17 protein-coding genes are annotated in these 20,919 nt (G+C 69.3%); 9 read left to right on the top strand and 8 right to left on the bottom strand.

Translation table 11 applies throughout. The features are described from left to right. Positions 1-170: 170 nt before the first annotated feature. Complete coding sequence (locus ACFOSH_RS25335) at positions 171-569, bottom strand: Rid family hydrolase (protein WP_378241550.1); 399 nt, start codon at positions 567-569, stop codon at positions 171-173. Positions 570-626: 57 nt separating this feature from the next. Between ACFOSH_RS25335 and mtnA the strand changes: the two genes are divergently transcribed. Next, positions 627-1,592, top strand: coding sequence for an S-methyl-5-thioribose-1-phosphate isomerase (gene mtnA, locus ACFOSH_RS25340; protein ID WP_378241551.1), 966 nt, complete (start codon positions 627-629; stop codon positions 1,590-1,592). Here mtnA and ACFOSH_RS25345 read toward each other — a convergent pair. From ACFOSH_RS25345 to ACFOSH_RS25355, 3 genes are read right to left on the bottom strand one after another with little or no spacing between them, the layout of a single operon-like run. After that, positions 1,589-2,809 carry a GNAT family N-acetyltransferase gene (locus ACFOSH_RS25345; RefSeq protein ID WP_378241552.1) on the bottom strand — a complete coding sequence of 407 codons (1,221 nt, stop codon included), beginning with the start codon at positions 2,807-2,809 and terminating at the stop codon, positions 1,589-1,591. The two genes, mtnA and ACFOSH_RS25345, sit on opposite strands and share 4 nt — an antisense overlap. 54 nt (positions 2,810-2,863) lie before the next feature. Continuing rightward, positions 2,864-3,079, bottom strand: coding sequence for a ferredoxin (locus tag ACFOSH_RS25350; RefSeq protein WP_378241553.1), 216 nt, complete (start codon positions 3,077-3,079; stop codon positions 2,864-2,866). A gap of 2 nt (positions 3,080-3,081) precedes the next feature. Continuing rightward, entirely contained in the window at positions 3,082-4,272 is a 1,191-nt protein-coding gene (locus tag ACFOSH_RS25355; RefSeq protein ID WP_378241554.1) for a cytochrome P450, read from the bottom strand. A 127-nt stretch (positions 4,273-4,399) separates the two neighbouring features. On the opposite strand from ACFOSH_RS25355, the gene ACFOSH_RS25360 reads away from it, so the two are divergent. Both ACFOSH_RS25360 and ACFOSH_RS25365 read left to right on the top strand, forming a co-directional pair. Continuing rightward, positions 4,400-4,966 carry a TetR/AcrR family transcriptional regulator gene (locus tag ACFOSH_RS25360; protein ID WP_378241555.1) on the top strand — a complete coding sequence of 189 codons (567 nt, stop codon included), beginning with the start codon at positions 4,400-4,402 and terminating at the stop codon, positions 4,964-4,966. Positions 4,967-5,007: 41 nt separating this feature from the next. Continuing rightward, a complete protein-coding gene (locus ACFOSH_RS25365) occupies positions 5,008-5,922 on the top strand; it encodes a phosphotransferase family protein (RefSeq protein ID WP_378241556.1) in 915 nt (304 codons plus the stop codon). An 8-nt stretch (positions 5,923-5,930) separates the two neighbouring features. Here ACFOSH_RS25365 and ACFOSH_RS25370 read toward each other — a convergent pair whose 3' ends face one another. Then, the gene (locus ACFOSH_RS25370; RefSeq protein ID WP_378241557.1) at positions 5,931-6,944 is read right to left on the bottom strand and encodes a serine hydrolase domain-containing protein; all 1,014 of its coding nucleotides are present in this window, start codon (positions 6,942-6,944) and stop codon (positions 5,931-5,933) included. A gap of 121 nt (positions 6,945-7,065) precedes the next feature. On the opposite strand from ACFOSH_RS25370, the gene ACFOSH_RS25375 reads away from it, so the two are divergent. Next, a complete protein-coding gene (locus tag ACFOSH_RS25375; protein ID WP_378241558.1) occupies positions 7,066-7,902 on the top strand; it encodes a GbsR/MarR family transcriptional regulator in 837 nt (278 codons plus the stop codon). On the opposite strand, the gene ACFOSH_RS25380 is transcribed toward ACFOSH_RS25375, so the two are convergent. Both ACFOSH_RS25380 and ACFOSH_RS25385 read right to left on the bottom strand, forming a co-directional pair. Beyond that, positions 7,899-10,673, bottom strand: coding sequence for an FAD-binding and (Fe-S)-binding domain-containing protein (locus ACFOSH_RS25380; RefSeq protein ID WP_378241559.1), 2,775 nt, complete (start codon positions 10,671-10,673; stop codon positions 7,899-7,901). The two genes, ACFOSH_RS25375 and ACFOSH_RS25380, sit on opposite strands and share 4 nt — an antisense overlap. Before the next feature lie 220 nt (positions 10,674-10,893). Then, a complete protein-coding gene (locus ACFOSH_RS25385; RefSeq protein ID WP_378241560.1) occupies positions 10,894-11,952 on the bottom strand; it encodes a Glu/Leu/Phe/Val dehydrogenase dimerization domain-containing protein in 1,059 nt (352 codons plus the stop codon). A gap of 111 nt (positions 11,953-12,063) precedes the next feature. Here ACFOSH_RS25385 and ACFOSH_RS25390 point away from each other — a divergent pair, with 111 nt between their 5' ends. The 3 genes from ACFOSH_RS25390 to ACFOSH_RS25400 all read left to right on the top strand — a co-directional run bounded on the left by ACFOSH_RS25390 (position 12,064) and on the right by ACFOSH_RS25400 (position 13,551). Then, positions 12,064-12,543 carry an Lrp/AsnC family transcriptional regulator gene (locus ACFOSH_RS25390; RefSeq protein WP_378241561.1) on the top strand — a complete coding sequence of 160 codons (480 nt, stop codon included), beginning with the start codon at positions 12,064-12,066 and terminating at the stop codon, positions 12,541-12,543. Between the two features lie 131 nt (positions 12,544-12,674). Continuing rightward, positions 12,675-12,944, top strand: a complete 270-nt coding sequence (locus ACFOSH_RS25395) for a hypothetical protein (RefSeq protein WP_378241562.1) — start codon at positions 12,675-12,677, stop codon at positions 12,942-12,944. 40 nt (positions 12,945-12,984) lie between these two features. After that, positions 12,985-13,551: a GNAT family N-acetyltransferase gene (locus ACFOSH_RS25400; RefSeq protein ID WP_378241563.1), complete on the top strand. Its 567-nt coding sequence runs from the start codon at positions 12,985-12,987 to the stop codon at positions 13,549-13,551. Between the two features lie 73 nt (positions 13,552-13,624). Here the strand turns inward: ACFOSH_RS25400 and ACFOSH_RS25405 are convergent, their stop codons facing one another. Further along, on the bottom strand, positions 13,625-14,293 hold the full coding sequence (locus ACFOSH_RS25405; protein WP_378241564.1) for a YigZ family protein: 669 nt from the start codon (positions 14,291-14,293) through the stop codon (positions 13,625-13,627). Between the two features lie 560 nt (positions 14,294-14,853). On the opposite strand from ACFOSH_RS25405, the gene gltB reads away from it, so the two are divergent. Both gltB and ACFOSH_RS25415 read left to right on the top strand, forming a co-directional pair. After that, positions 14,854-19,395, top strand: a complete 4,542-nt coding sequence (gene gltB / locus ACFOSH_RS25410; protein ID WP_378241565.1) for a glutamate synthase large subunit — start codon at positions 14,854-14,856, stop codon at positions 19,393-19,395. Further along, the gene (locus ACFOSH_RS25415; protein ID WP_378241566.1) at positions 19,388-20,839 is read left to right on the top strand and encodes a glutamate synthase subunit beta; all 1,452 of its coding nucleotides are present in this window, start codon (positions 19,388-19,390) and stop codon (positions 20,837-20,839) included. Before gltB ends, ACFOSH_RS25415 begins: the two co-directional genes overlap by 8 nt. Positions 20,840-20,919: the final 80 nt, after the last annotated feature.

A 20,919-nucleotide genomic window follows, 5' to 3' on the forward strand; every position in this document is an offset into this window, starting at 1 on the left:
AACATCGCCGCCGCACTACGCCACAACGCCCGCGACTTCACCCGACCACTAACCCAGCTCGGAATCACCCACTAACCAGCCACAACGACTTTGCCGGGACCCTGACCTTGAGAGTAGGGAAGGAGGCCTTCACGAACTTTGTCACTCACGCCGCGGACGCGGCGGAGCAGTCAGGCCGTGGCCGCGGTGACGTCGAGTTCGACGAGCTGCCCGGGGTAGCCGAGCTGCGCGACGCCGAGCAGGGTGCTCGCGGTCGTGAACGCCTCCCCGATCTCCGACTCGACGAACCGGTCCCACACGGCCGAAAGCACGTCGGCGTCCGGCGTCACCACGTAGACCACCGTGCGCACGACGTCGGCCGGGGTCGCCGCGGCGAAGGCGAGCGCGGCGGCGGTGTTCGCGACGACCTGGTCGACCTGGGCGAGCACGTCGCCCTCGACGACCTTGCCGTCTTCGGCGAGCGGGCACTGGCCGGCGAGGTGGACGTCCCGCCGCCCTTCGACGATGGTCACGTGGTGGTAAGTGGGCGTGGGGTGCAGACCGGGCGGATGGTGGCGTTGAATGGTCACGGGCCGCATCCTGACCGAGGCGGCCGCGGCCGGACAACCGGATTTCACGGGGGAGCCATGCGCAGGACGATCGACTGGACCGGCGACGCGGTCACGATCATCGACCAGACCGTGCTTCCCGCCGAGTACCGCGTACTCGAACTGCGCACGGTCGGCGAACTCGTCGGCGCCATCCAGCGGCTCGCGGTCCGCGGGGCACCGGCGCTCGGTGCGGCGGGAGCGCTCGGCGTGGTGCTCGCGACCCGCGCGAAAGGTGACGTCGAGGCCGAGGCGCGTCGCGTCGCCCAGGCCCGCCCGACCGCGGTCAACCTGAGCTGGGGCGTCTCCCGTGCGCTCGCGAAGCTCCCGGAGGGGCCGGAAGCCGTCCTCGCCGAAGCGCTGGCGATCCTCGACGAGGACGAGCGGATCAACCACGAGGCTTCCCGGCTGGCGGCCGAAGTGGTGCTCGAACACTGCGAACGGCGGCCGTTGCGGCTGCTCAGCCACTGCAACGCCGGCCACCTCGCGACGGTGTCCTGGGGCAGCGCGCTCGGCGTCGTCTGGCATCTGCAGACCCGCGGCCTGGTCGAATCCGTGCTGGTCGACGAGACCCGGCCGCTGCTGCAGGGGGCCCGTCTGACCGCCTGGGAGCTGGCCGAAGCCGGTGTCCCGTACCGGATCCAGCCCGACGGCGCGGCCGCCGCCGCGATGAGCCGCGGCCTGGTCGACTGCGTGCTCGTCGGCGCCGACAGGATCGCCGCCAACGGCGACGTCGCCAACAAGATCGGCACCTACGGGCTGGCGATCGCGGCGAAGTACCACGGGGTCCCGTTCGTGGTCGTCGCCCCTTCGTCCACTGTGGACACAGCGATGCCGGACGGCGCCGGGATCGTGATCGAGGAACGCGATCCCGGCGAGGTCCTGAGCTTCGGCGGTACGACGGTCGCCCCCGAAGGCGCCGAGGTGTTCAACCCGGCCTTCGACGTGACGCCGCACGAGCTGATCACCGCGGTGGTCACCGAGCAGGGAATCCTGAACGGCTAGAAGGATTCCAGGCAGGACGGCTCACGGTCGGTGGCGAACGCCATCGTCGCCCGCGAAACCGCTCCGGCGGTCCGCTCCTTGATCCGTCCGGCCGCGGCCAGCGTGCTCGGCCGGGTGCCGCCGAGGAAGATCGCGCCGAGGTCGATCACGTCCAGTTCGAGATCCGGGGCGTCTTCCACCTTGGTCACCTCGGCGTTCCCGTCGGCGTCGGCGACGAGCCGCCAGTTCCCGGTGTTCCACGGGCAGAAGGCGTCGTGCACGCCGAACACCAGATCCACCGGACCGTTGTAGCGGCGGGTGACCAGCGCGGGATCGACGTCGACGAGCCGCACCCACAGCGAGTCTCCGGCGGACCGGCTCATCTTGCGGGGATCGGCGAGGAGGTGGATGAGCGGTTCGTCGAGGGCGGCGAAAACCTCGATGGTGCCGATCAGGTCGTAGTCGAGCAGGAAGCGCCACAGAGTCGCGTACGCCCGAGGTGTGGTCGCGACGAGTTCTTGCAGGCTCAGGGTCCCGCGCGGCCCTTCCTCGTCCCAGTCGCTCTTCACGCGGTAGATCGCGTAACCGTCGGACAGAACGGCGAACTTCATCTCCGTCGCGCCGTTGCGCCGGACCTCCCGGTCGTCGAGGTTGAACTCCCACGTCGATTCGGGCCGGTCGAGCGCGCCGACCCGCAGCGGTGCCTCCTTGTCGTAGATCGCCTTGAGCAGCGGGATCGCCTCCTCCCGCCCGACTTCACGCACGCGCTCGGCCTCGAGTTCGACACCCGGCCGGAACGCGGCCTTCGACCGGACCTTCGCGCGGTAGAACTGCGCCCCGAGGCCATAGCCGAAGCGGGGGTAGATGACCGATTCGGACGCCCACAGCGCGGCGATCGCTTCACCGCCGTCCTCGTGCAGGCCGTGCAACTGCGCCCGCATGATCCGGGTGAGCACGCCCCGCCTCCGGTGGCCCGGCGCGACACCGATCGAAGTCACCGCGGCGAGCGGCGTCTGCCCGGCGCCGGGCACGGTGATCTTGCGGGTGAGCAGTTCACCCGATCCGATGAGTTCGTCTCCGTCGAAGACGCCATGCGAACGCTCAGGCTCGAACACCAGCCCTTCGCGGTACTGCAGTCCTTCCGCGTTGTCCGAGAGGAACGCCCTCACGAGCACGGAGGAAAACGCGGGCAGGTCGTCGGTGGTCAGGGTTCGGATGGCCAAGCTGTCATCGCTCACCCCAGTCGTCCTACGCCGTTTCACCGACGACCGCCACGCGTTAACGGGCGACGATCAGGGCCGCGGCCCGATCACCTCACCCTTTTCCAGTACCTCGATGGCCATGGCGGGGCAGGAGTCCGCCGCGTCCAGCACCATCTCGTCCGGACTCACCTCCCCCTCGACCACCGTCGCCGTCGCGCCTTCGAGTTCGAAGACCTCCGGCATCAACGCCGCGCACATTCCCGAGCCGATGCACGTGTTGCCATCGACCTCGACTTTCCAGCTCATGCTCACCATCCGATCGGCATGGAGCGGGGCCCCCGCACCAGCATCTGCGTCTTCCACACGATATCGCCGTCGAGGCGCAATCCGGGAAGATCTCGCAGCAAGGCCCGCAACGCCTCCTGCAGTTCGAGCCTGGCGAGCGGGGCGCCGAGGCAGTGGTGCACGCCGTGCCCGAAGCCGAGGTGGGGATTGGTTTCCCGGCCGAATTCGAGGGTTTCCGCCGAGGTGAACTGGAGCGCGTCCCGGTTGGCCGCACCGATCGCGACCATCACCGGCTCGCCTTCCTTCACCAGCACGTCACCCACCTGGATGTCTTCGGTGGCGTAGCGGGCGAACCCGGCTCCGGCGCCCAGCGGGATGAACCGCAGCAGTTCCTCGACCGCGGCCGGGATCAGGTCCAGGTCCGCGCGCAGGCGGGCGAGCTGCTCCGGCTGTTCGAGCAGGGCGTAGACGAAGTTGGGGATCTGGCTGGCGGTGGTCTCGTGCCCGGCGACCAGGATGCCGATGCACATGTCGACCAGTTCCAGCTCGCTCAGCTTGTCGTGGACGTCGCGCGCTTCGATCAGCGCGGTCATCAGGTCGTCCTGAGGCTCGGCGCGGTGCTGCTCGACGAGCACGTGCATGTACGCCCGCAGCTCGTCCTGGTTGGCCATCATCTCTTCGGTGGTCAGCGGGCTGGTCGACAGCGCGGCGTCACTCCACACGCGGAACTTCGGCCGGTCCTCGACGGGGACGCCGAGCAGTTCGCAGATCACCGCGACCGGGATCGGCAGCGCGTAGTCCTCGACCAGGTCGACGGGCTGTCCCTTGGCCTTCATGTCCTCGATCAGGCCGGCCGCCAGCTCGGCGACCCGCGGCCGCAGCGTTTCGACCCGGCGCATGGTGAACGCCTTCGCGACCAGCGTGCGCAACCGGGTGTGATCGGGCGGGTCCATGCTCAGGATCCCGCCGGGCCGCCTGCCCGGCGCCATCCGCGGCTCGTCCTTGTCCACGGACATCGCGCGGGAGAAGCGCCTGTCGCCCAGCACGAGGCGCGCGTCGGCGTAGCGCACGGCGAGCCACGCCGGCTCACCGTGCGGGAGGCGGACGCGGAGCATGCCCTCGGCGGCGCGGGCGGTGGCGTAGGCCGCGTCGAGTTCGAGGCCCGCGTCCTGGTTGAACGGATAGGTGACGAATTCGCTGTCAGTGGTGGTCATTTGTCCGGAAACCCCCCGGCTCGGCGGTTTGTAAGCAACTGCTTACAACGCTAACCATGATCACGGTGAGCGTCAATGCGCCTACCGTGCGACGCCCCGTTAGCCTGTGCGGACCCGGGGAGGCTCGATGACGGAAGAACCGCAGGTCCGCAAACGCGACTCGGCCGCGACCAAGGCGGCCTTGCTCGACGCGGCGGCCTCCCTGTTCGCCGAGCGCGGCTTCGACCGGACGACGGTGCGGGACATCGCGAAGCTCGCCGGAGCCAACCAAGCGCTGCTGTTCCGCTACTTCGGTTCGAAGGACGCGCTCTTCGAAGAGGTCCTGGCGCGCGGTGGACGCGAACAGATCGCCACCACACCACCGGACGAACTGCTCGGGACGGCGTTGCGCAGCATGCTGGAGTCCGACGCCAGGCGCGATCGCACCCTCGACGCCTACCTGCGCTCGACGGGGCACGACAGCGCCGCGGCCGCTGTCCGGCGGCAGCTCGGCGAGGAATACGCGAAGGTGCTCGCCACGCTGACCGACTCCGACGACGCGGATCTGCGGGCCGACCTCATCCTGGCCTGGCTGCTCGGGATCGGCCTGGTCCGCGAGATCACCGGCAAGGAGCCGCTGGCCAGCGCGGATCCCGACGACGTCTGCCGCCTCGTGCTCGGCGCGGCGCGGACGCTGCTGGAGCGCAGCGGGTAATCGCGTAGCCGTCCCCGGCCCGCTGTTCTACGGTCGGTTCCGTGACCTCGTTCCCACCCGCCGGCACCGAAGCCGAGTTCGACGCGCTGACCAGGCAAGACCTGCTTCCGGCGGTGTCGTCGCTGACCGGGTCGCTCGGTCTCGGCGAGGTCGTCCCGTTCACCGAGGGCTCGCTGCCGGTGTACGCCGTCGGCGACGACCTGGTGCTCAAGCTGTTCCCGCCGGTGCACCTCGACGAACTCCCCACCGAACGGACGATGCTCGAAGTCCTGCACGGGAAGCTGCCGATCCCGACCCCCGCCGTGCACGACGTCGGCGAGCGGGACGGCTGGGGCTACGTGCTCATGGAACGCCTGCGCGGCGAAACGCTGAAGGACGCCTGGCCGAAACTGTCCACAGAGGACAAGAACCGGCTCGCTCCCGAGCTCGGTGAGGCGCTGGCCGCCCTGCATTCGCTGCGTGACCCGCGTTTGGACGTCCTCGATCCGCCGAGCTGGGCCGCGTTCGTCGCCGAGCAGCGCGCGAACGTCGTCGAGCATCACCGCCGGACCGGGCTCGCCGAAAGCTGGATCTCGCAGATCCCAGGATTCCTCGACTCCGTCGAGCTGGGCAGCCCGCCCGTCGTCCCGTTGCACACCGAGTTCATGCGCGACCACGTCATGGTCACCCACGACGGCGAACGTCCGCGGCTGACCGGGCTCTTCGACTTCGAACCGGCGATGAGGGGCGCGGCCGAGTACGACTTCGTCGCCGTCGGCCTGTTCCTTTCCGGCGGGGACAAGGACTTCCTGCGGCGGCTGCTCGCCGGGTACGGCGCCGAACCGGACGAGGAGTTCTCCCGGCGCTGCCTGGCGTACGCGTTCTTGCACGTCTACAGCAATTTCACCTGGTACCTCAAGGTTCTTCCGGCACCGGACGAACCGACGCCGGAAGCCCTCGCCCGCGCCTGGTGGTGAAGCCCGGCTCAGCCGAACTCCGCCACCAGCAGGTCGGCGAGAACCTCGCCCGGATCGCTCCACGGCCCCGCCGCCCAGTCCGCGTTGATGTTCGCCGCGACCAGGTGCGCGCCGTCACGAGAGCCGAAGACGTAGGTCCACGAACCGAAGAGGGCTCCGGCCATCCCCCACACTTCACTGCCGCCGGGCAGCTTCAGTGAGCAGATACCGAGGCCGTAAGCCGCGTCGGGAAGCCAATCCCGCGTGGGGACCGCGTCGAACAGCGCACGCGTCTGTTCCGGTGGCAACAGCCGCCCGCCCAGCAGCGCGCCGAAGAACCGGAGGAGTTCACCTGCGGTGGACACCATGCCGCCCGCCGCCCAGTACGGACTCGGCTCCAAGAGGGTGACGTCGTGGATCTCCGCGTCCGGATCGGGCGAGAAGAGCTTCGTGAAATGGGCCGAATGCGGCTCACCCAGCGTTTCGTCGCCCGCGTGCGGGAGTCGCGTCGCCGCCAGCCCGAGCGGGCGGCAGACGCGGTCGGCGATCTCGTCGGCGAGGTCCCGCCCGGTGACGCGCTCGGCGATCAACCCGGCCAGGACGTAGTTCGTGTTCGAGTACGCCCACCCGGCGCCGGGCTCGAAATCGGCCGGATGGGCCGCGGCGACCTCGACGAGCTGGTGCGGCGTATAGGTTTCACGCTGGCTGAGGGCCACCTGGTCCTGCGTGTAGTTGAAAACACCGCTGGTGTGGTTCAGCAGCCTCCGGACCGAGATCTCGTCGGCGTGCTCGACAAGGCCGGGCAGCCACTGCCCCGCCGGGTCGTCGAGGCTCAGCCTGTTTTCGGCGACCAGCTGCAGGAGCACGGTGGCGGTGAAGGTCTTGCTGATGCTCCCGATGCGGAACCGGTCTTCCGGCGAGCGTTCCCGCTGCCCGGACCACACTCGGTCCCCGGCTCGGACCTCGGCCAGGATCCCGGGCGCGCCCCCTTCCGAAACCGCCCTGTCGAGCATCGTCAGCATCGCGTCCTCGCTCTTCGTCATGACACCGACGCTAGGATTGCGTTTCCATGATCGTCAACGCCAGGAACAGCGATTCTGCTTTCGAACAGCCGGATTTCCGGGTTTCGTTGCACTGAGCTGTCTGTGAACGCACACTGGGGCCATGACCGCCGGAAGACTCACCGCCGAAGAGCGCGAGCGCATCGCGTCGGGCCTCGCGGACGGCCTCGGGTACGCAGGGATCGCCCGGACGCTGGGCAGGCCGACCTCGACCGTGAGCCGCGAGGTCGCCCGTAACGGCGGCCGTCGCGGCTACCGGGCCGAACACGCGCAGCACGCGACAGGCTGGCGGGCGCGGCGAGGGCCGAAGGTGCTGCCGAGTCCACTGTCCACTCCGGACAACCGGGGACGCGACCCGGCGGCGGTGGATGCCTACCGGGACCGCTTCGCCGGGATGATGGTCGGCAGCGGTCTCCCCCGGATGGCGGCCCGGCTGCTCGCCTGCCTGGTCACCACGGATTCGGGCGGGCTGACCGCGCGGGAACTGGTCCAGCGGCTCCAAGTCAGCCCCGCCGCCATCTCCAAGGCCGTCGCGTACCTGGAGAACCTCGAAGTGGTCACGCGTGAACCCCTGGGCAGGCGAGAGCGCTACCTCATCGACGACGACGTCTGGCTCCGCGCCTGGCTGGCCAGCGCCCGGACCAACGCGACCTGGGCGGAAACGGCCCACCACGGCGCCGAAGTCCTCGGCGCCGAGACGCCCGCCGGAGCACGGATGGCGCGGATGGGCCGGTTCTTCTCCACCGTCACCGACGACATGGCGGGGCGGCCCAGCGCGACCGCGCGGGACGACGCGCTGACCGTGCTCGCCGTGCTCGTGAAGGCCGGCCCGGACGCGACGGGCCGGGCCGCTTCCGTGCTCGGCTGGCCGCGAGCGCGGGTCGAAGACGCCGTCCGCGAAGCCGCGGGCCCCGAACGGCTCACCCGCGAGGGCCACTAGGGCAGTGCGCGCCGCAGCAGCTCGGCCAGGTGCAGTGCCCGCCGCCCGTCGAGCTGCTCGATCTGCGTCCGGCAGCTGAAGCCGTCCGCGACCACCTCGGTCCCTTCGGCGGCGGCGCGGATCGCGGGCAGCATGCGGTCTTCGGCGCAGGCGACGGAGACGTCGTAGTGCCCGCGTTCGAAGCCGAAGTTGCCCGCCAGTCCACAGCAGCCGGAGTCCATTGTGGAATTGTGGACACCCGCGGCGCGCATCGCGGCCTCGTCGGCGCCGAAGCCGAGCACGGCGTGCTGGTGGCAGTGCACCTGGCTGAGCGCTTCGACGTCCAGTGACCGGAATTCCAGCGGCGAGTCCTCGACGAGTTCGGCGAACGTGCGGGTGCGCTCGGCGAGCAGTGCCGCCACCGGGTCGCCGGGCAGGAGGGCCTCCAGGTCACCGCGGAAGAGGGCCGTGCAGCTCGGCTCCAGCCCGGCCACCTGGTACCCCGCCCGCAGATACGGTTCGAGGACGGAAAGCGTGCGGCGCAACACGTTCTTCGCCACGTCGAGCTGTCCGGTGGACACCCAGGTGAGGCCGCAGCAGACGCCGCGATCGGGCAGGACGACGTCGTGGCCCGCCGCGGTGAGCACCTCGGCGGCGGCGTCGAGGACGTCCGGGGTGAGGTAGTTGTTGAAGGAGTCGGGCCACAGCACGACAGGCCGGGAACCGGTCGCCCAGCGCTTGAGATCCGCGCGGCGCCGCGTGAACGGCGTCTTCGCGAACGTCGGCAGGTCCCGCTCCGGCGCGATCCCGCCGAACTTCTTCAGCAGTCCGGAGAACCGGCGCGACATCGTGTTCGCCAGCCTCGGCGCCAGCGAGGCCGCGCGCAGCCACACCGGGAGCCAGCCCATCGAATAGTGCGACGCCGGGCGCAGCCGCCCTTTGTGGTGCTGATGCAGGAATTCCGCCTTGTAGGTCGCCATGTCGACATCGACCGGGCAATCGGACAGGCAGCCCTTGCACGACAGGCAGAGATCCAGCGCCTCGGCGACCTCTTCCGAACGCCAGCCGTCGGTGATCAGCTCGCCGTTCACCATCTCGGCGAGCAAATGCGCGCGGCCCCGCGTCGAATGCTTCTCCTCGCGCGTGGCGCGGTAGCTCGGGCACATCACGCCCGCTCCGGTGGTGTCGCGGCATTTCCCGACGCCGACACAGCGCCGCATCGCCTGCCCGAAGCTCCCCTGATCCTCCGGGTACGCGAGCGCTGTGACGTCTTCGAGCTCCAGCGGCGCGCGCCGCACCCGGAGATCGGCGTCGACCGGCCGCGGGTTCACCAGGATGCCCGGGTTCATCATGCCCACCGGATCGAAGATCCCCTTGAACCGCGCGAAAAGCGCGAGGACCTCGGGGCTGTACATCCGGGACAGCAGCTCCGAGCGGGCCTGGCCGTCGCCGTGTTCGCCGGACAGTGAGCCGCCGTGCGCGGCGACCAGGTCGGCCGCCTCTTCGAGGAACGACCGGAACCCGGCGATCCCTTGCGGGGAAAGCAGATCGAAGTCCAACCGCAGATGCAGGCAGCCTTCGCCGTAGTGGCCGTAGACCACGCTTTTGCGGCCGTGTTCGCGCATGAGCCGCTTGAATTCCCGCAAGTAGGCGCCCAAGCGCTCGGGCGGGACGGCCGCGTCCTCCCAACCGGGCCAGGCCTCCTCGCCCCCGGCCAACCGGGTCGCGAGACCGGCGCCCTCCTCCCGGATCCGCCACAGCCGCTTCTGCGCGGCGGCGTCGTCCAGCAGCGCGGATCCGGTCAGCGCGCCACGCAGTCCGTCGATCAGCCCGCGCGCCCGGTCCGGGTCGGCCATCTCGACGAACAACCAGGCGCCGCCCGGCGGAAGCCCGTCGGCGCGGCCCGGCTCCAGCAGCGCGACGAGGTCCGCGTCGACCCCTTCCACGGTCAGCGGCGACCACGGCAGGATCGCCGGGACGGCGTCGGCCGCGGCGATGTCGGACTCGAAGCCGAGCACCGCGAGCACCTTGCGTTTCGGCACCTCGGCGAGGGAGACCGTCGCCTCCAGGATGGTGACGCAGGTGCCCTCGCTGCCGACCAGTGCCTTGGCGACGTCGAACCCGTTCTCCGGCAACAGGTGTTCCAGCCCGTACCCGGACACCCGCCTGCTGAAGGAGGACAGTTCGGTGCGCAGGAGCGCCAGGTTCTCGTGCACGAGCGCGCGGAGTTCCGAGAAGACGCGGCCTTCGGTTCCGGGCCTGGCCGCCCGTGCGTCCACTTCGGACGGTGAGGTCGGGCCGACGGTCAGCCGGGTGCCGTCGTAGAGCAGCACGTCCAGCTCGCGGACGACGTCGACCGTGCGGCCGTAGGCGACCGAATGCGATCCGCAGGCGTTGTTGCCGATCATCCCGCCGATCGTGCAGCGCGAATGCGTCGACGGGTCGGGGCCGAACCGGAGCCCGTGCGGCGCGGCGAGCCCTTGGAGGTGGTCGAGGACGGTTCCGGGCTCGACCCTCGCCGTCCGCGCTTCGGGATCGAGGCCGAGGACGCCGCCGAGGTGGCGCGACGTGTCGATCACGACGCCGGGCCCGCACGAGTTGCCCGCGACGCTGGTGCCGCCGCCGCGGGCGATCACCGGCAGCCCGGCCTCCCGGCAGGCGGCGACGGCCGCGATCACCTCGCCGGCACTCCTCGGCAGCACCACACCCTTCGGCACGTGCCGGTAGTTGGAGGCATCGGTCGTGTACAGCGCCAGTGTCGCGGCGTCGGCCAGGATCTCCACGGAGTCCATTCAAGACAACCGCGGGCCCCGCTGCATAGTCGCACCCTCTCCGGTGTGCGATCGTGAGCGCGTGACGGCGAGACGGCAGGTCGCCGAAGACCTCGCCGCCGAGCACAGCGCGGTGCTCGGCGGGCTTCTTCGCGACCGCGAAGAGCTGCTCGCGACCCTCGACAGGGTCGCGGCGCTCAACGGCACCGCGCGGCTTATCCGCGAGTCGATCGGCACGCATTCAAGCCGCTGTTCGAGGCTCCCGAGGCGAAGGAGTACGTGGCTCCGCACCAGAAGTGAGCCTGGCTTCGGCGAGCGCGTCCGCTTCGGCCAACGGTGTGGTGCCGTTGGCCGAAGCGGCGTCGAGGAGCCGCTGTGTCGTCGTTTCGAGGGCCTCGACGCGGGCGAGTGCCTGTTCGTGAGTGAGGTTTTCGGCTTCGCGGCCGAGCGTGTAGACGACTCCCCCGGCGCTCGCGACGAAATCCGGGATCCACAGGACACCCCTGGCGGCGAGATCGTCCGCCACCGCGTCGTCGGTGAGCTGGTTGTTGGCCGGGCCGACGACGAGCGGCGCCGCGATCTCGGTGCCCGGGCCGAACACGCCGCCGACGGCCGACGGGATCAGGACGTCGGCCTCGATTCCGAGCACTTGCTCCGGCCGGATCTGCCTCAGGCCCTGCCGCTCGGCGGCAGCGAGACGTCGTTCGTCAACATCGGACACGATGACCTCGGCGCCCTGCCCGGCCAGCGCGGCGGCCAGATGCGCGCCGACCGAACCGTATCCGCTGATGACCACTCTCCGGTTCTTCATCTCGCCGCCGCCGAAGACCGCCCGCGCGCCCGCACGAAGGGCCGCGAGGACGCCGACGGCGGTCGGGCCGCTGGAGGAACCGGTGCCGCCGTGTTCCTCGGGTACGCAGAACACGTGCGGGGTCCGCTCGCGCAGCACGAGCATGTCCTCCGGACCGGTGCCGACGTCCGGACCGGCGCGATACGCACCATCGAGTGACGCGATGAGGTCGCCGTGGTCGAGCAGGATGTCCCTTCGCCGCTCGGGGGTCGGCACGCCGTCGAGCGCGACGACACTCTTGCCGCCGCCGAAGTCCAGGCCGGCGACAGCGCATTTGCGGGTCATCGCCGCGGACAGCCGCAGGACGTCGTCGATCGCGTCGTGGACGCGTGGATAGACCTTGAACCGGCAGCCACCGACGGCCGGGCCGAGCGTGCTCGAATGCACGGCGACCATCGTGGTCACCCCGGATCGGCGCCCCCGCCGGACGACCAGCTCCTGTACGGACATTTCGCTTCCTCCCACGCAATCAGTCGACTACTCGCGCTGAAGTTAGGCTGATCGTCAGGCTTACAGGGGTTCTGTCGAACGATATTCGGCAGACCGGGGAAAGGAGCGGACATGGATGAACTTGATTCGGCGATCATCCGGGAACTCCAGGCGGATGCGCGGCAGTCGAACCGCGACATCGCCCGCAAGGTCGGCGTCGCGCCGTCGACCTGCCTGGAACGGACCCAGCTGCTGCGGGAACACGGCGTCATCCGCGGGTATCACGCGGACATCGACCTGCGGAGCCTCAACCGTGGCGTGCAGGCGATGGTCTCGGCGCAGGTCCGGCCGCTGAGCCGGGAGGTGATCGACTCCTTCCAGCGTTCGGTCTCCGAATTGCCGGAGGTCCTTTCGGTCTTCGTCACGGCCGGCAGCGACGATTTCCTGATCCACGTCGCCGCACAGGACGTCGAACAGCTCCACGCATTCCTGGTGGATCGTTTGTCGAAGCGCAAAGAGATCGTCGGTTTCCGGAGTTCGATCATTTTCCGGCATCTGCGCAAGACCGAGCTGGAACCGCTTCCGCGCCGAATACCAGGGGACAGCCCGTAGGGGGGCACCCCTGAATACGCGACTCGCCACCCCTAAGTCCGCCCGAAATCCAAGACTTCGCACCGGAGAAGACGGAAACTGTCGGGGGTGTGGGTTTGACTGTGAACAGCGGACCAGGAAGGAGGCGCGCCATGGACGTTCTCGCAGAGCTGAACCATCGTGAGCGGGCCACCCTGAGAGCCGTGGCCGAGGGCCACGCCGAGATCAGCTGCAGCTGCGAGCCGGACCTGTTCGTCGATGGTCTCGCCTGCTGCGACCAGCACACCGCGCATCGCCTCGCCCACCTCGGACTGGTGGCGCCCGCCAGGGGTGGCAGGTGGGGCGAGCGTGTTCCCGCCCTGCTCACCGAGGCCGGAGTGGAGGCACTGAAAGGCCTAACCAGCCCTGGGGTGGCCGCTTAAACAGGTTGCCCGGGCGTCCCCGCGACGCCACGCTTTGGCGATGCGTGTCTTTCTGGAGACCGAACGGCTCCTGCTGCGGCAGTTCACCGGCGCCGACGTCGACGACCTGTTCGCGCTCTATGACGACCCCGAAGTCATGCGCTATCTCAACGGGGGAGAACCAGCCGATCGGGCGGAGATCGAAAACCGTGACCTTCCCGCCTTTCTCGGTTACTACGAGCGTTTCCCCGGTTACGGGTTCTGGGCGGCGATCGAGAAATCCGGCGGGGCATTCCTGGGGTGGTTCCATTTCCGTCCGCTGCGCGGTCATCACACGGACGATCCCGAACTCGGATACCGGCTGAACCGGTCTTCCTGGGGCAAGGGGTACGCGACAGAGGGGTCACTCGCGCTCTTGGAGAAGGGCTTCACCGAATTCGGGGCGACGCGGATCTGGGCGGCGACCATGGCGGTGAACCTGGGCTCCCGGCGGGTGATGGACAAGATCGGGATGCGGCACGTCCGGACCTACCACGAGTACTTCGACAACCCGATCCCCGGAACCGAGGAGGGCGAGGTCGAGTACGCCATCACCCTGGACGAGTGGCGTTCCCGCGCACACCCGTGATCAGACGGACAACTCGCGTGATCAGACGGGCAACACCGTGTTCGCCGTTCGATCACGTGAGTGCGGCGTCTGGTCACGGGGTGGGGAGCCAGGTCTCGCCGATCTCCTCGGCGAGGGCCTCCCCGCCGGTCAGGTCGGCGAGCCAGGCGTGGAACGCCTCCCCCTGATCCGGCGCGAGCCCGACGTCGAAGTGCGCGACGTCCTCGAACCGCGTCGCGTGCAGCAGGTACGGCGACGAGCGGATGTCGTTCTCCAGCCGCCCGGCCCGGTCGTAGTCGACGACGACCTCCACCAGCCTCAGCCGCCGGTACTCTCGCACCCCGATCGTGTCGACGGCCTCCGAGACAGCCTGCCCGTACGCGCGGATCAGGCCGCCCGCGCCGAGCAGGACCCCACCGAAGTAGCGGGTCACCACCGCGACGGTGTCGGTCAGCTCCCGGCGGCGGAGCACCTCGAGCATCGGGGTGCCGGCCGTCCCCGCGGGCTCGCCGTCGTCGCTGGAGCGCTCGATTCGAGGCACTCTTTCCCGCCGAGAATCCATCGAGCCAGCGCGGCCGTCGGCGCCCAGCACGAACGCGTGACAGTGGTGCCGAGCCGCCGGATCGGCCTTCTTCCTGCCCGCGATCACCTCGCGGGCAGCCTCTTCCGAGGCGGCCGGGGCGAGCGCGCAGAGGAAGCGTGAACGCCGTATTTCGATCTCGTGGACCCCGGTGCCCGCCACGGTGAGATAACGATCCGCCATCGGCCAAGCCTCTCAAACCGGGCAGGTCACTCTGCCGTTCGGGCGATTCGACCGTCACCCCAGGTCACCGCGACGTCGGCGAAACTCACCCCAATGCGCGACCCAGGTCACACCATCGAGCGATGTGAGCGAACGTTTACCCAGTTCAGCGCGCTAATGCCCCACTCAGTGGACACCGCATTCCAGCCAGTGGGCAGATGATGTTTGAAGTCAACGCCCGCGTGGCATTTCCCACCCCGACCAAGCGACGTATGTCGATAACAGCGATTTCACACTATCGTCATAAGACCGGCGAACCCGGGAGTAACACGTGCGCCCCGCCTGCCCTCCACCACAACGGTCCGGCGGCACCCGGCGCGCGGCAGTACACATGAGACACAAAAGCGCATCGGCCGCCCAGTGCAGTGCGGCTCTACGAGGCCTGCCCCCGTTTCGCGGGCGGGATCGTTCCCTCTCGACTGACCATCGCGGTCCCGGACCACTTCGTTAACTGGTTCACGTCCGAACCACCCGAACGGAGTGCTATCCGGTCGCGCCGACGCCTTGGGAGGCGGCCAGCCGTGACCCACCATGCCAGCAACAAGGGCAGCAAGGCCCCCGAAGGCCTGTATGACCCGGAGTTCGAGCACGACGCCTGCGGTGTCGCGTTCGTCGCCGATCTCTCCGGAAAACGCGATCACGGCATCGTCGCCAAAGCGCTGATCGCGCTGCGGAACCTGGAACATCGCGGAGCCCGCGGCGCCGACCCGGAGACCGGCGACGGCGCCGGGATCCTCATCCAGGTCCCCGACGAGTTCTATCGCGAGGTCGTCGACTTCGACCTGCCCGAGGCGGGCGCCTACGCCGTCGGCACGGCTTTCCTTCCGCAGGAAGAAATCCCGCGTGGCCGGGCGATGACGACCATCGAACGCGTCGCCGCCGAAGAAGGCATGCGCGTGCTCGGCTGGCGTGACCTGCCCGTCCACACGGAACACGTCGGGACGGGCGCGGCCGAGACCATGCCGCATTTCAGCCAGCTGTTCCTGTCCGGACGGCAGGAGGCGCTGTCGGGCCTCGCCCTGGAACGCGCCGCGTTCGTGGTGCGCAAACGCGCCGAGCACGAACTCGTCGAGGAAGACGTCTACTTCCCGAGCCTGTCGTCACGGACGATCGTCTACAAAGGAATGCTCACCGAGCCGCAGGTCGAGAAGTTCTTCGCCGACCTCACCGACGAGCGCGTCACCAGCGCCATCGGCCTGGTGCACTCCCGCTTCTCCACCAACACCTTCCCGTCGTGGCCGCTGGCGCACCCGTACCGGTACGTCGCCCACAACGGTGAGATCAACACCCTGCGCGGCAACCGGAACTGGATGGACGCGCGTGAGGCGCTGCTCGAATCCGACCTGATCCCGGGTGACCTCAAGCGGATCTACCCGATCATCACGCGTGGCGCGAGCGACTCGGCGTCCTTCGACGAGGTGCTGGAGCTGCTCCACCTCGGCGGCCGGTCGCTGCCGCACGCGGTGCTGATGATGATCCCGGAGGCCTGGGAGAACCACCAGGAGATGGACCCCGCGCGCCGCGCGTTCTACGAGTTCCACTCGACGCTGATGGAACCGTGGGACGGACCCGCGCTGGTCTCCTTCACCGACGGCACCCAGATCGGCGCGGTGCTCGACCGCAACGGCCTGCGCCCGGCGCGGTACTGGGTCACCGAAGACGGCCTCGTCGTCCTCGCCAGCGAGGTCGGCGTGCTGGAGCTGGAGCAGTCCACGATCGTCCGGAAAGGACGGTTGGAGCCGGGCCGCATGTTCCTGGTCGACACCGCCGCCGGCCGGATCGTCGAGGACGACGAGATCAAGAACCAGCTCGCCACCGAGCACCCGTACGACGAATGGGTCGAGGACGGCCTGCTCCCGCTCGAAGGGCTTCCCGCCCGGGAGCGCGAGATCCCGCCGCACGCCGCGCTCGTGCGCCGCCAGCAGGCTTTCGGCTACACCGAAGAGGAACTCGACGTCCTGCTCGAACCGATGGCCCGCACCGGCGCGGAGCCGATCGGCTCGATGGGCAACGACTCCCCCATCGCGTCGCTGTCCAGCCGGCCGCGGCTGCTCTTCGACTACTTCATCCAGCTCTTCGCCCAGGTGACCAATCCGCCACTGGACGCGATCCGCGAGGAACTGGTCACTTCGCTCGGCACCCAGCTGGGCGCCGAGCCGAACCTGCTCGTCTCCGACGCGAGGTCGTGCCGCCGGATCGCGCTGCCGTTCCCTGTGCTGGACAACGATGAGCTCGCGAAGCTGGTGCACGTCAACGACGACGGCGACCTCCCCGAGTTCCAGGCCGTCACCGTGCAGGGCATCTACGACGTCCGCGGCGGCGGCGAGGCGCTCGTGCGGCGGCTCGACGAGATCCGCGCCGAGGTGTCCGCGGCCATCGCCGAGGGCGCCCGGCTGATCGTGCTGTCCGACCGCGGGGTCGACGAAGACCACGCGGCCATCCCGTCGCTGCTGCTCACCGGCGCGGTCCACCACCACCTGGTCCGGGAGAAGACCCGCACGCAGGCCGGCCTGATCGTCGAGGCGGGCGACGCGCGCGAGGTGCACCACGTCGCGCTGCTGATCGGCTACGGCGTCGCGGCGGTGAACCCGTACCTGGCGATGGCGACCGTCGAGGAGATGGCCGATCAGGGCCTGATCCCCGGTGCCACCGCCAAACAGGCCACCGCGAACCTGATCAAGGCGCTGGGCAAGGGCGTCCGCAAGACGATGTCGAAGATGGGTGTGTCCACAGTGGCCTCCTATACCGGCGCGCAGATCTTCGAGGCGGTCGGGCTCGGCGACGAGATCATCCAGAACTGCTTCACCGGTACCACTTCCCGGCTCGGCGGTGTCGGCTTCGACACCATCGCGCTGGAGGTCGCCGAGCGGCACCGCCGGGCGTTCCCGCGCGACGGGTTCCGCGCGAACCACCGCGAGCTGGAGACCGGCGCGGACTACCAGTGGCGCCGCGAGGGCGAGCCGCATCTGTTCAACCCGCAGACGGTGTTCAAGCTGCAGCACTCCACCCGGGCCGGGAAGTACGAGGTCTTCAAGGAGTACACGAAGTCCGTCGACGACCAGGCGCAGAAGCTGTACACGCTGCGCGGGCTGTTCGACTTCAAGGTCGGCAAGCGGCCCGCGGTGCCGATCGAGGAGGTCGAACCGGTCTCCGAGATCGTCAAGCGGTTCGCCACCGGCGCGATCTCCTACGGCTCGATCTCGTCGGAGATGCACGAAACCCTGGCCATCGCGATGAACCGGCTCGGTGGCAAGTCGAACACCGGTGAAGGCGGCGAGGATCCGGACCGGCTCTACGACCCCGAACGCCGCAGCGCGGTCAAGCAGGTCGCGAGCGGCCGGTTCGGCGTCACCAGCGAATACCTGGTCAACGCCGACGACATCCAGATCAAGATGGCGCAGGGCGCGAAGCCCGGCGAGGGCGGCCAGCTGCCCGGCGCGAAGGTGTACCCGTGGATCGCGAAGACGCGGCACTCCACGCCGGGTGTCGGGCTCATCTCCCCGCCGCCGCACCACGACATCTACTCGATCGAGGATCTGGCGCAGCTGATCCACGACCTCAAGAACGCCAACCCGGCCGCGCGCATCCACGTGAAGCTCGTGTCCGAGGTCGGCGTCGGCACGGTCGCGGCCGGTGTCTCCAAGGCGCACGCGGACGTCGTGCTCATCTCCGGGCACGACGGCGGCACGGGCGCTTCCCCGCTGTCGTCGATCAAGCACGCGGGCGGACCGTGGGAACTCGGGCTCGCCGAGACGCAGCAGACGCTGCTGGCCAACCGGCTGCGCGACCGGATCGTCGTGCAGACCGACGGCCAGCTCAAGACCGGCCGTGACGTCGTCATCGCCGCGCTCCTCGGTGCCGAGGAGTTCGGTTTCGCGACCGCGCCGCTGGTGGTGTCCGGCTGCATCATGATGCGGGTGTGTCACCTCGACACCTGCCCGGTCGGCGTCGCGACACAGAACCCCAAGCTGCGGGAGAAGTTCAGCGGCAAGGCCGAGTACGTGGTGAACTTCTTCGAGTTCATCGCCCAGGAGGTCCGGGAGTACCTGGCGGAGCTGGGTTTCCGGTCCATCGCCGAGGCCGTCGGCCACGCGGAGATGCTCGACAAGCGCAAGGCGATCGACCACTGGAAGGCCGCCGGTCTCGACCTGTCGCCGATCTTCCACGTGCCCGACTCGGCTCCCGCCGGGCTGCGCCACCAGCAGACGGTGCAGGACCACGGGCTGGAGAAGGCGCTGGACAACACGCTGATCCAGCTCGCCGAGGGCGCGCTGTCGTCCGGGGACAAGGTGCGGCTGGAGCTGCCGGTCCGCAACGTGAACCGGACCGTCGGCACCATGCTCGGCCACGAGCTCACCAAACGGTGGGGCGGCGAGGGCCTGCCGGACAACACGATCGACGTCACTTTCACCGGGACCGCCGGTCAGTCGTTCGGCGCGTTCGTGCCGAAGGGCATCACCCTGCGACTCTTCGGTGACGGCAACGACTATGTCGGCAAGGGACTGTCCGGTGGACGGCTCATCGTGCGGCCGCCCGAAGCGGCGCGGTACAACGCCGAAGAGCACATCATCGCGGGCAACGTGATCGGTTACGGCGCGACCAGCGGCGAGATCTTCATCCGCGGCAAGGTCGGCGAGCGGTTCTGCGTGCGCAACTCGGGCGCGCTGGCCGTCGTCGAAGGCGTCGGCGACCACGGTTGCGAGTACATGACCGGCGGCCGCGTGGTCGTGCTCGGCAGCGTCGGCCGTAACTTCGCGGCCGGGATGTCCGGCGGCGTCGCCTACGTGCTGGACCTGCCGGCGCACCGGATGAACCCGGAGATGGTCGACGTCGACCCGCTGGACTCGTCCGATGTGGACTTCCTGCGCGAGGCGCTCGAAAAGCATTACGACGAAACGGAGTCCGCGGTCGCGCGTGCGCTGCTCGCCGACTGGGACGCCGCCGTCGACCGGTTCGGCAAGGTCATGCCGAAGGACTACAAGCGGGTGCTCGCCGCGCAGGCTGAAGCCGAGCGCGACGGGCGTGACGTGAACGAGGCGATCATGGAGGCGGCTCATGGCTGATCCCAAGGGCTTTCTGACCACCACCCGCGAGACGCCGACGAGCCGTCCCGTCGATCTGCGCCTGATGGACTGGCGCGAGGTGTACGAGGACTTCGCGACGTCGAAGCTGCAGAAGCAGGCCGGGCGCTGCATGGACTGCGGCATCCCGTTCTGTCACCAGGGCTGCCCGCTCGGGAACCTCATCCCCGAGTGGAACACGCTGACCTGGCGCGACGACTGGCGCGAGGCGGCCGACCGGCTGCACGCGACCAACAACTTCCCGGAGTTCACCGGGACCCTTTGCCCGGCGCCGTGCGAGACGGCGTGTGTGCTCGGGATCAACGACGATCCCGTCACCATCAAGCGGGTCGAGATCTCGATCATCGACCGGGCCTTCGAAGAAGGCTGGGTCACGCCGCAGGAGCCGGTCACGCGGACCGGCAAGAAGGTGGCTGTGGTCGGGTCCGGGCCGTCGGGACTCGCCGCGGCGCAGCAGCTCACGCGCGCGGGCCACAGTGTCGTGGTCTTCGAGCGGGCCGACAAGATCGGCGGGCTGCTGCGCTACGGCATCCCCGAATTCAAGATGGAGAAGCACCGGCTCGACCGCCGCCTCGACCAGATGCGGGCCGAGGGCACGGAGTTCCGGACCTCGGTGAACGTCGGCGTCGATCTCACCGTCGAGGAGCTGAAGTCGTCCTACGACGCGGTGGTCCTCGCCGGCGGCGCGACGGCGTGGCGTGACCTGCCGATCGACGGCCGCGAGCACCGGGGCATCCACCAGGCGATGGAGTTCCTGCCGCCCGCCAACCGGGTCGCGGCCGGTGAGCTGGACGTGTCGCCGATCAGCGCCGAGGGCCTCGACGTCGTCGTCATCGGCGGTGGCGACACCGGCGCGGACTGCGTCGGGACCTCGCACCGCCAGGGCGCGAAGTCGGTCACGCAGCTGGAGATCATGCCGAAGCCGCCGCTTTCGCGGTCCGGCGCGCACCCGTGGCCGACGTATCCGATGATCTACCGCGTCTCGTCCGCGCACGAAGAGGGCGGCGAGCGGCTGTACTCGGTCAACACCCAGGAGTTCGCCGCCGACGCCGACGGCCGGGTGCGGGCCTTGAAACTCATCCAAGTACGCAATGAGGGCGGCAAGTTCGTCCCGGTCGAGGGCACCGAGAAGGAGCTTCCGGCGCAGCTGGTGCTGCTCGCGATGGGCTTCGTCGGCCCGGAGCGGGAAGGCCTGCTGGAGGCGCTCGACGTCGAGCTGGACCCGCGCGGCAACGTGGCCAGGGACAAGGCGTTCAAGACCAGCGTCGACAACGTTTTCGTGGCGGGCGACATGGGCCGCGGCCAGTCGCTCATCGTGTGGGCGATCGCCGAAGGCCGCTCCGCGGCGGCCGGGGTGGACGCGTTCCTCACCGGACGGGACGTCCTGCCCGCTCCGATCGCTCCGACCGATCGGCCCCTCACGTAGGTCTCTCCCCTCTCGCGCGATCAGTCCTCTGCTTGCGATGGTTCGACGACGAACTATCGCAAGTAGAGGACTGATCGCGT

The sequence above is a fragment of the Amycolatopsis speibonae genome (assembly GCF_042647925.1).
In the GTDB taxonomy this organism is placed as follows: Bacteria; Actinomycetota; Actinomycetes; order Mycobacteriales; family Pseudonocardiaceae; genus Amycolatopsis; species Amycolatopsis speibonae.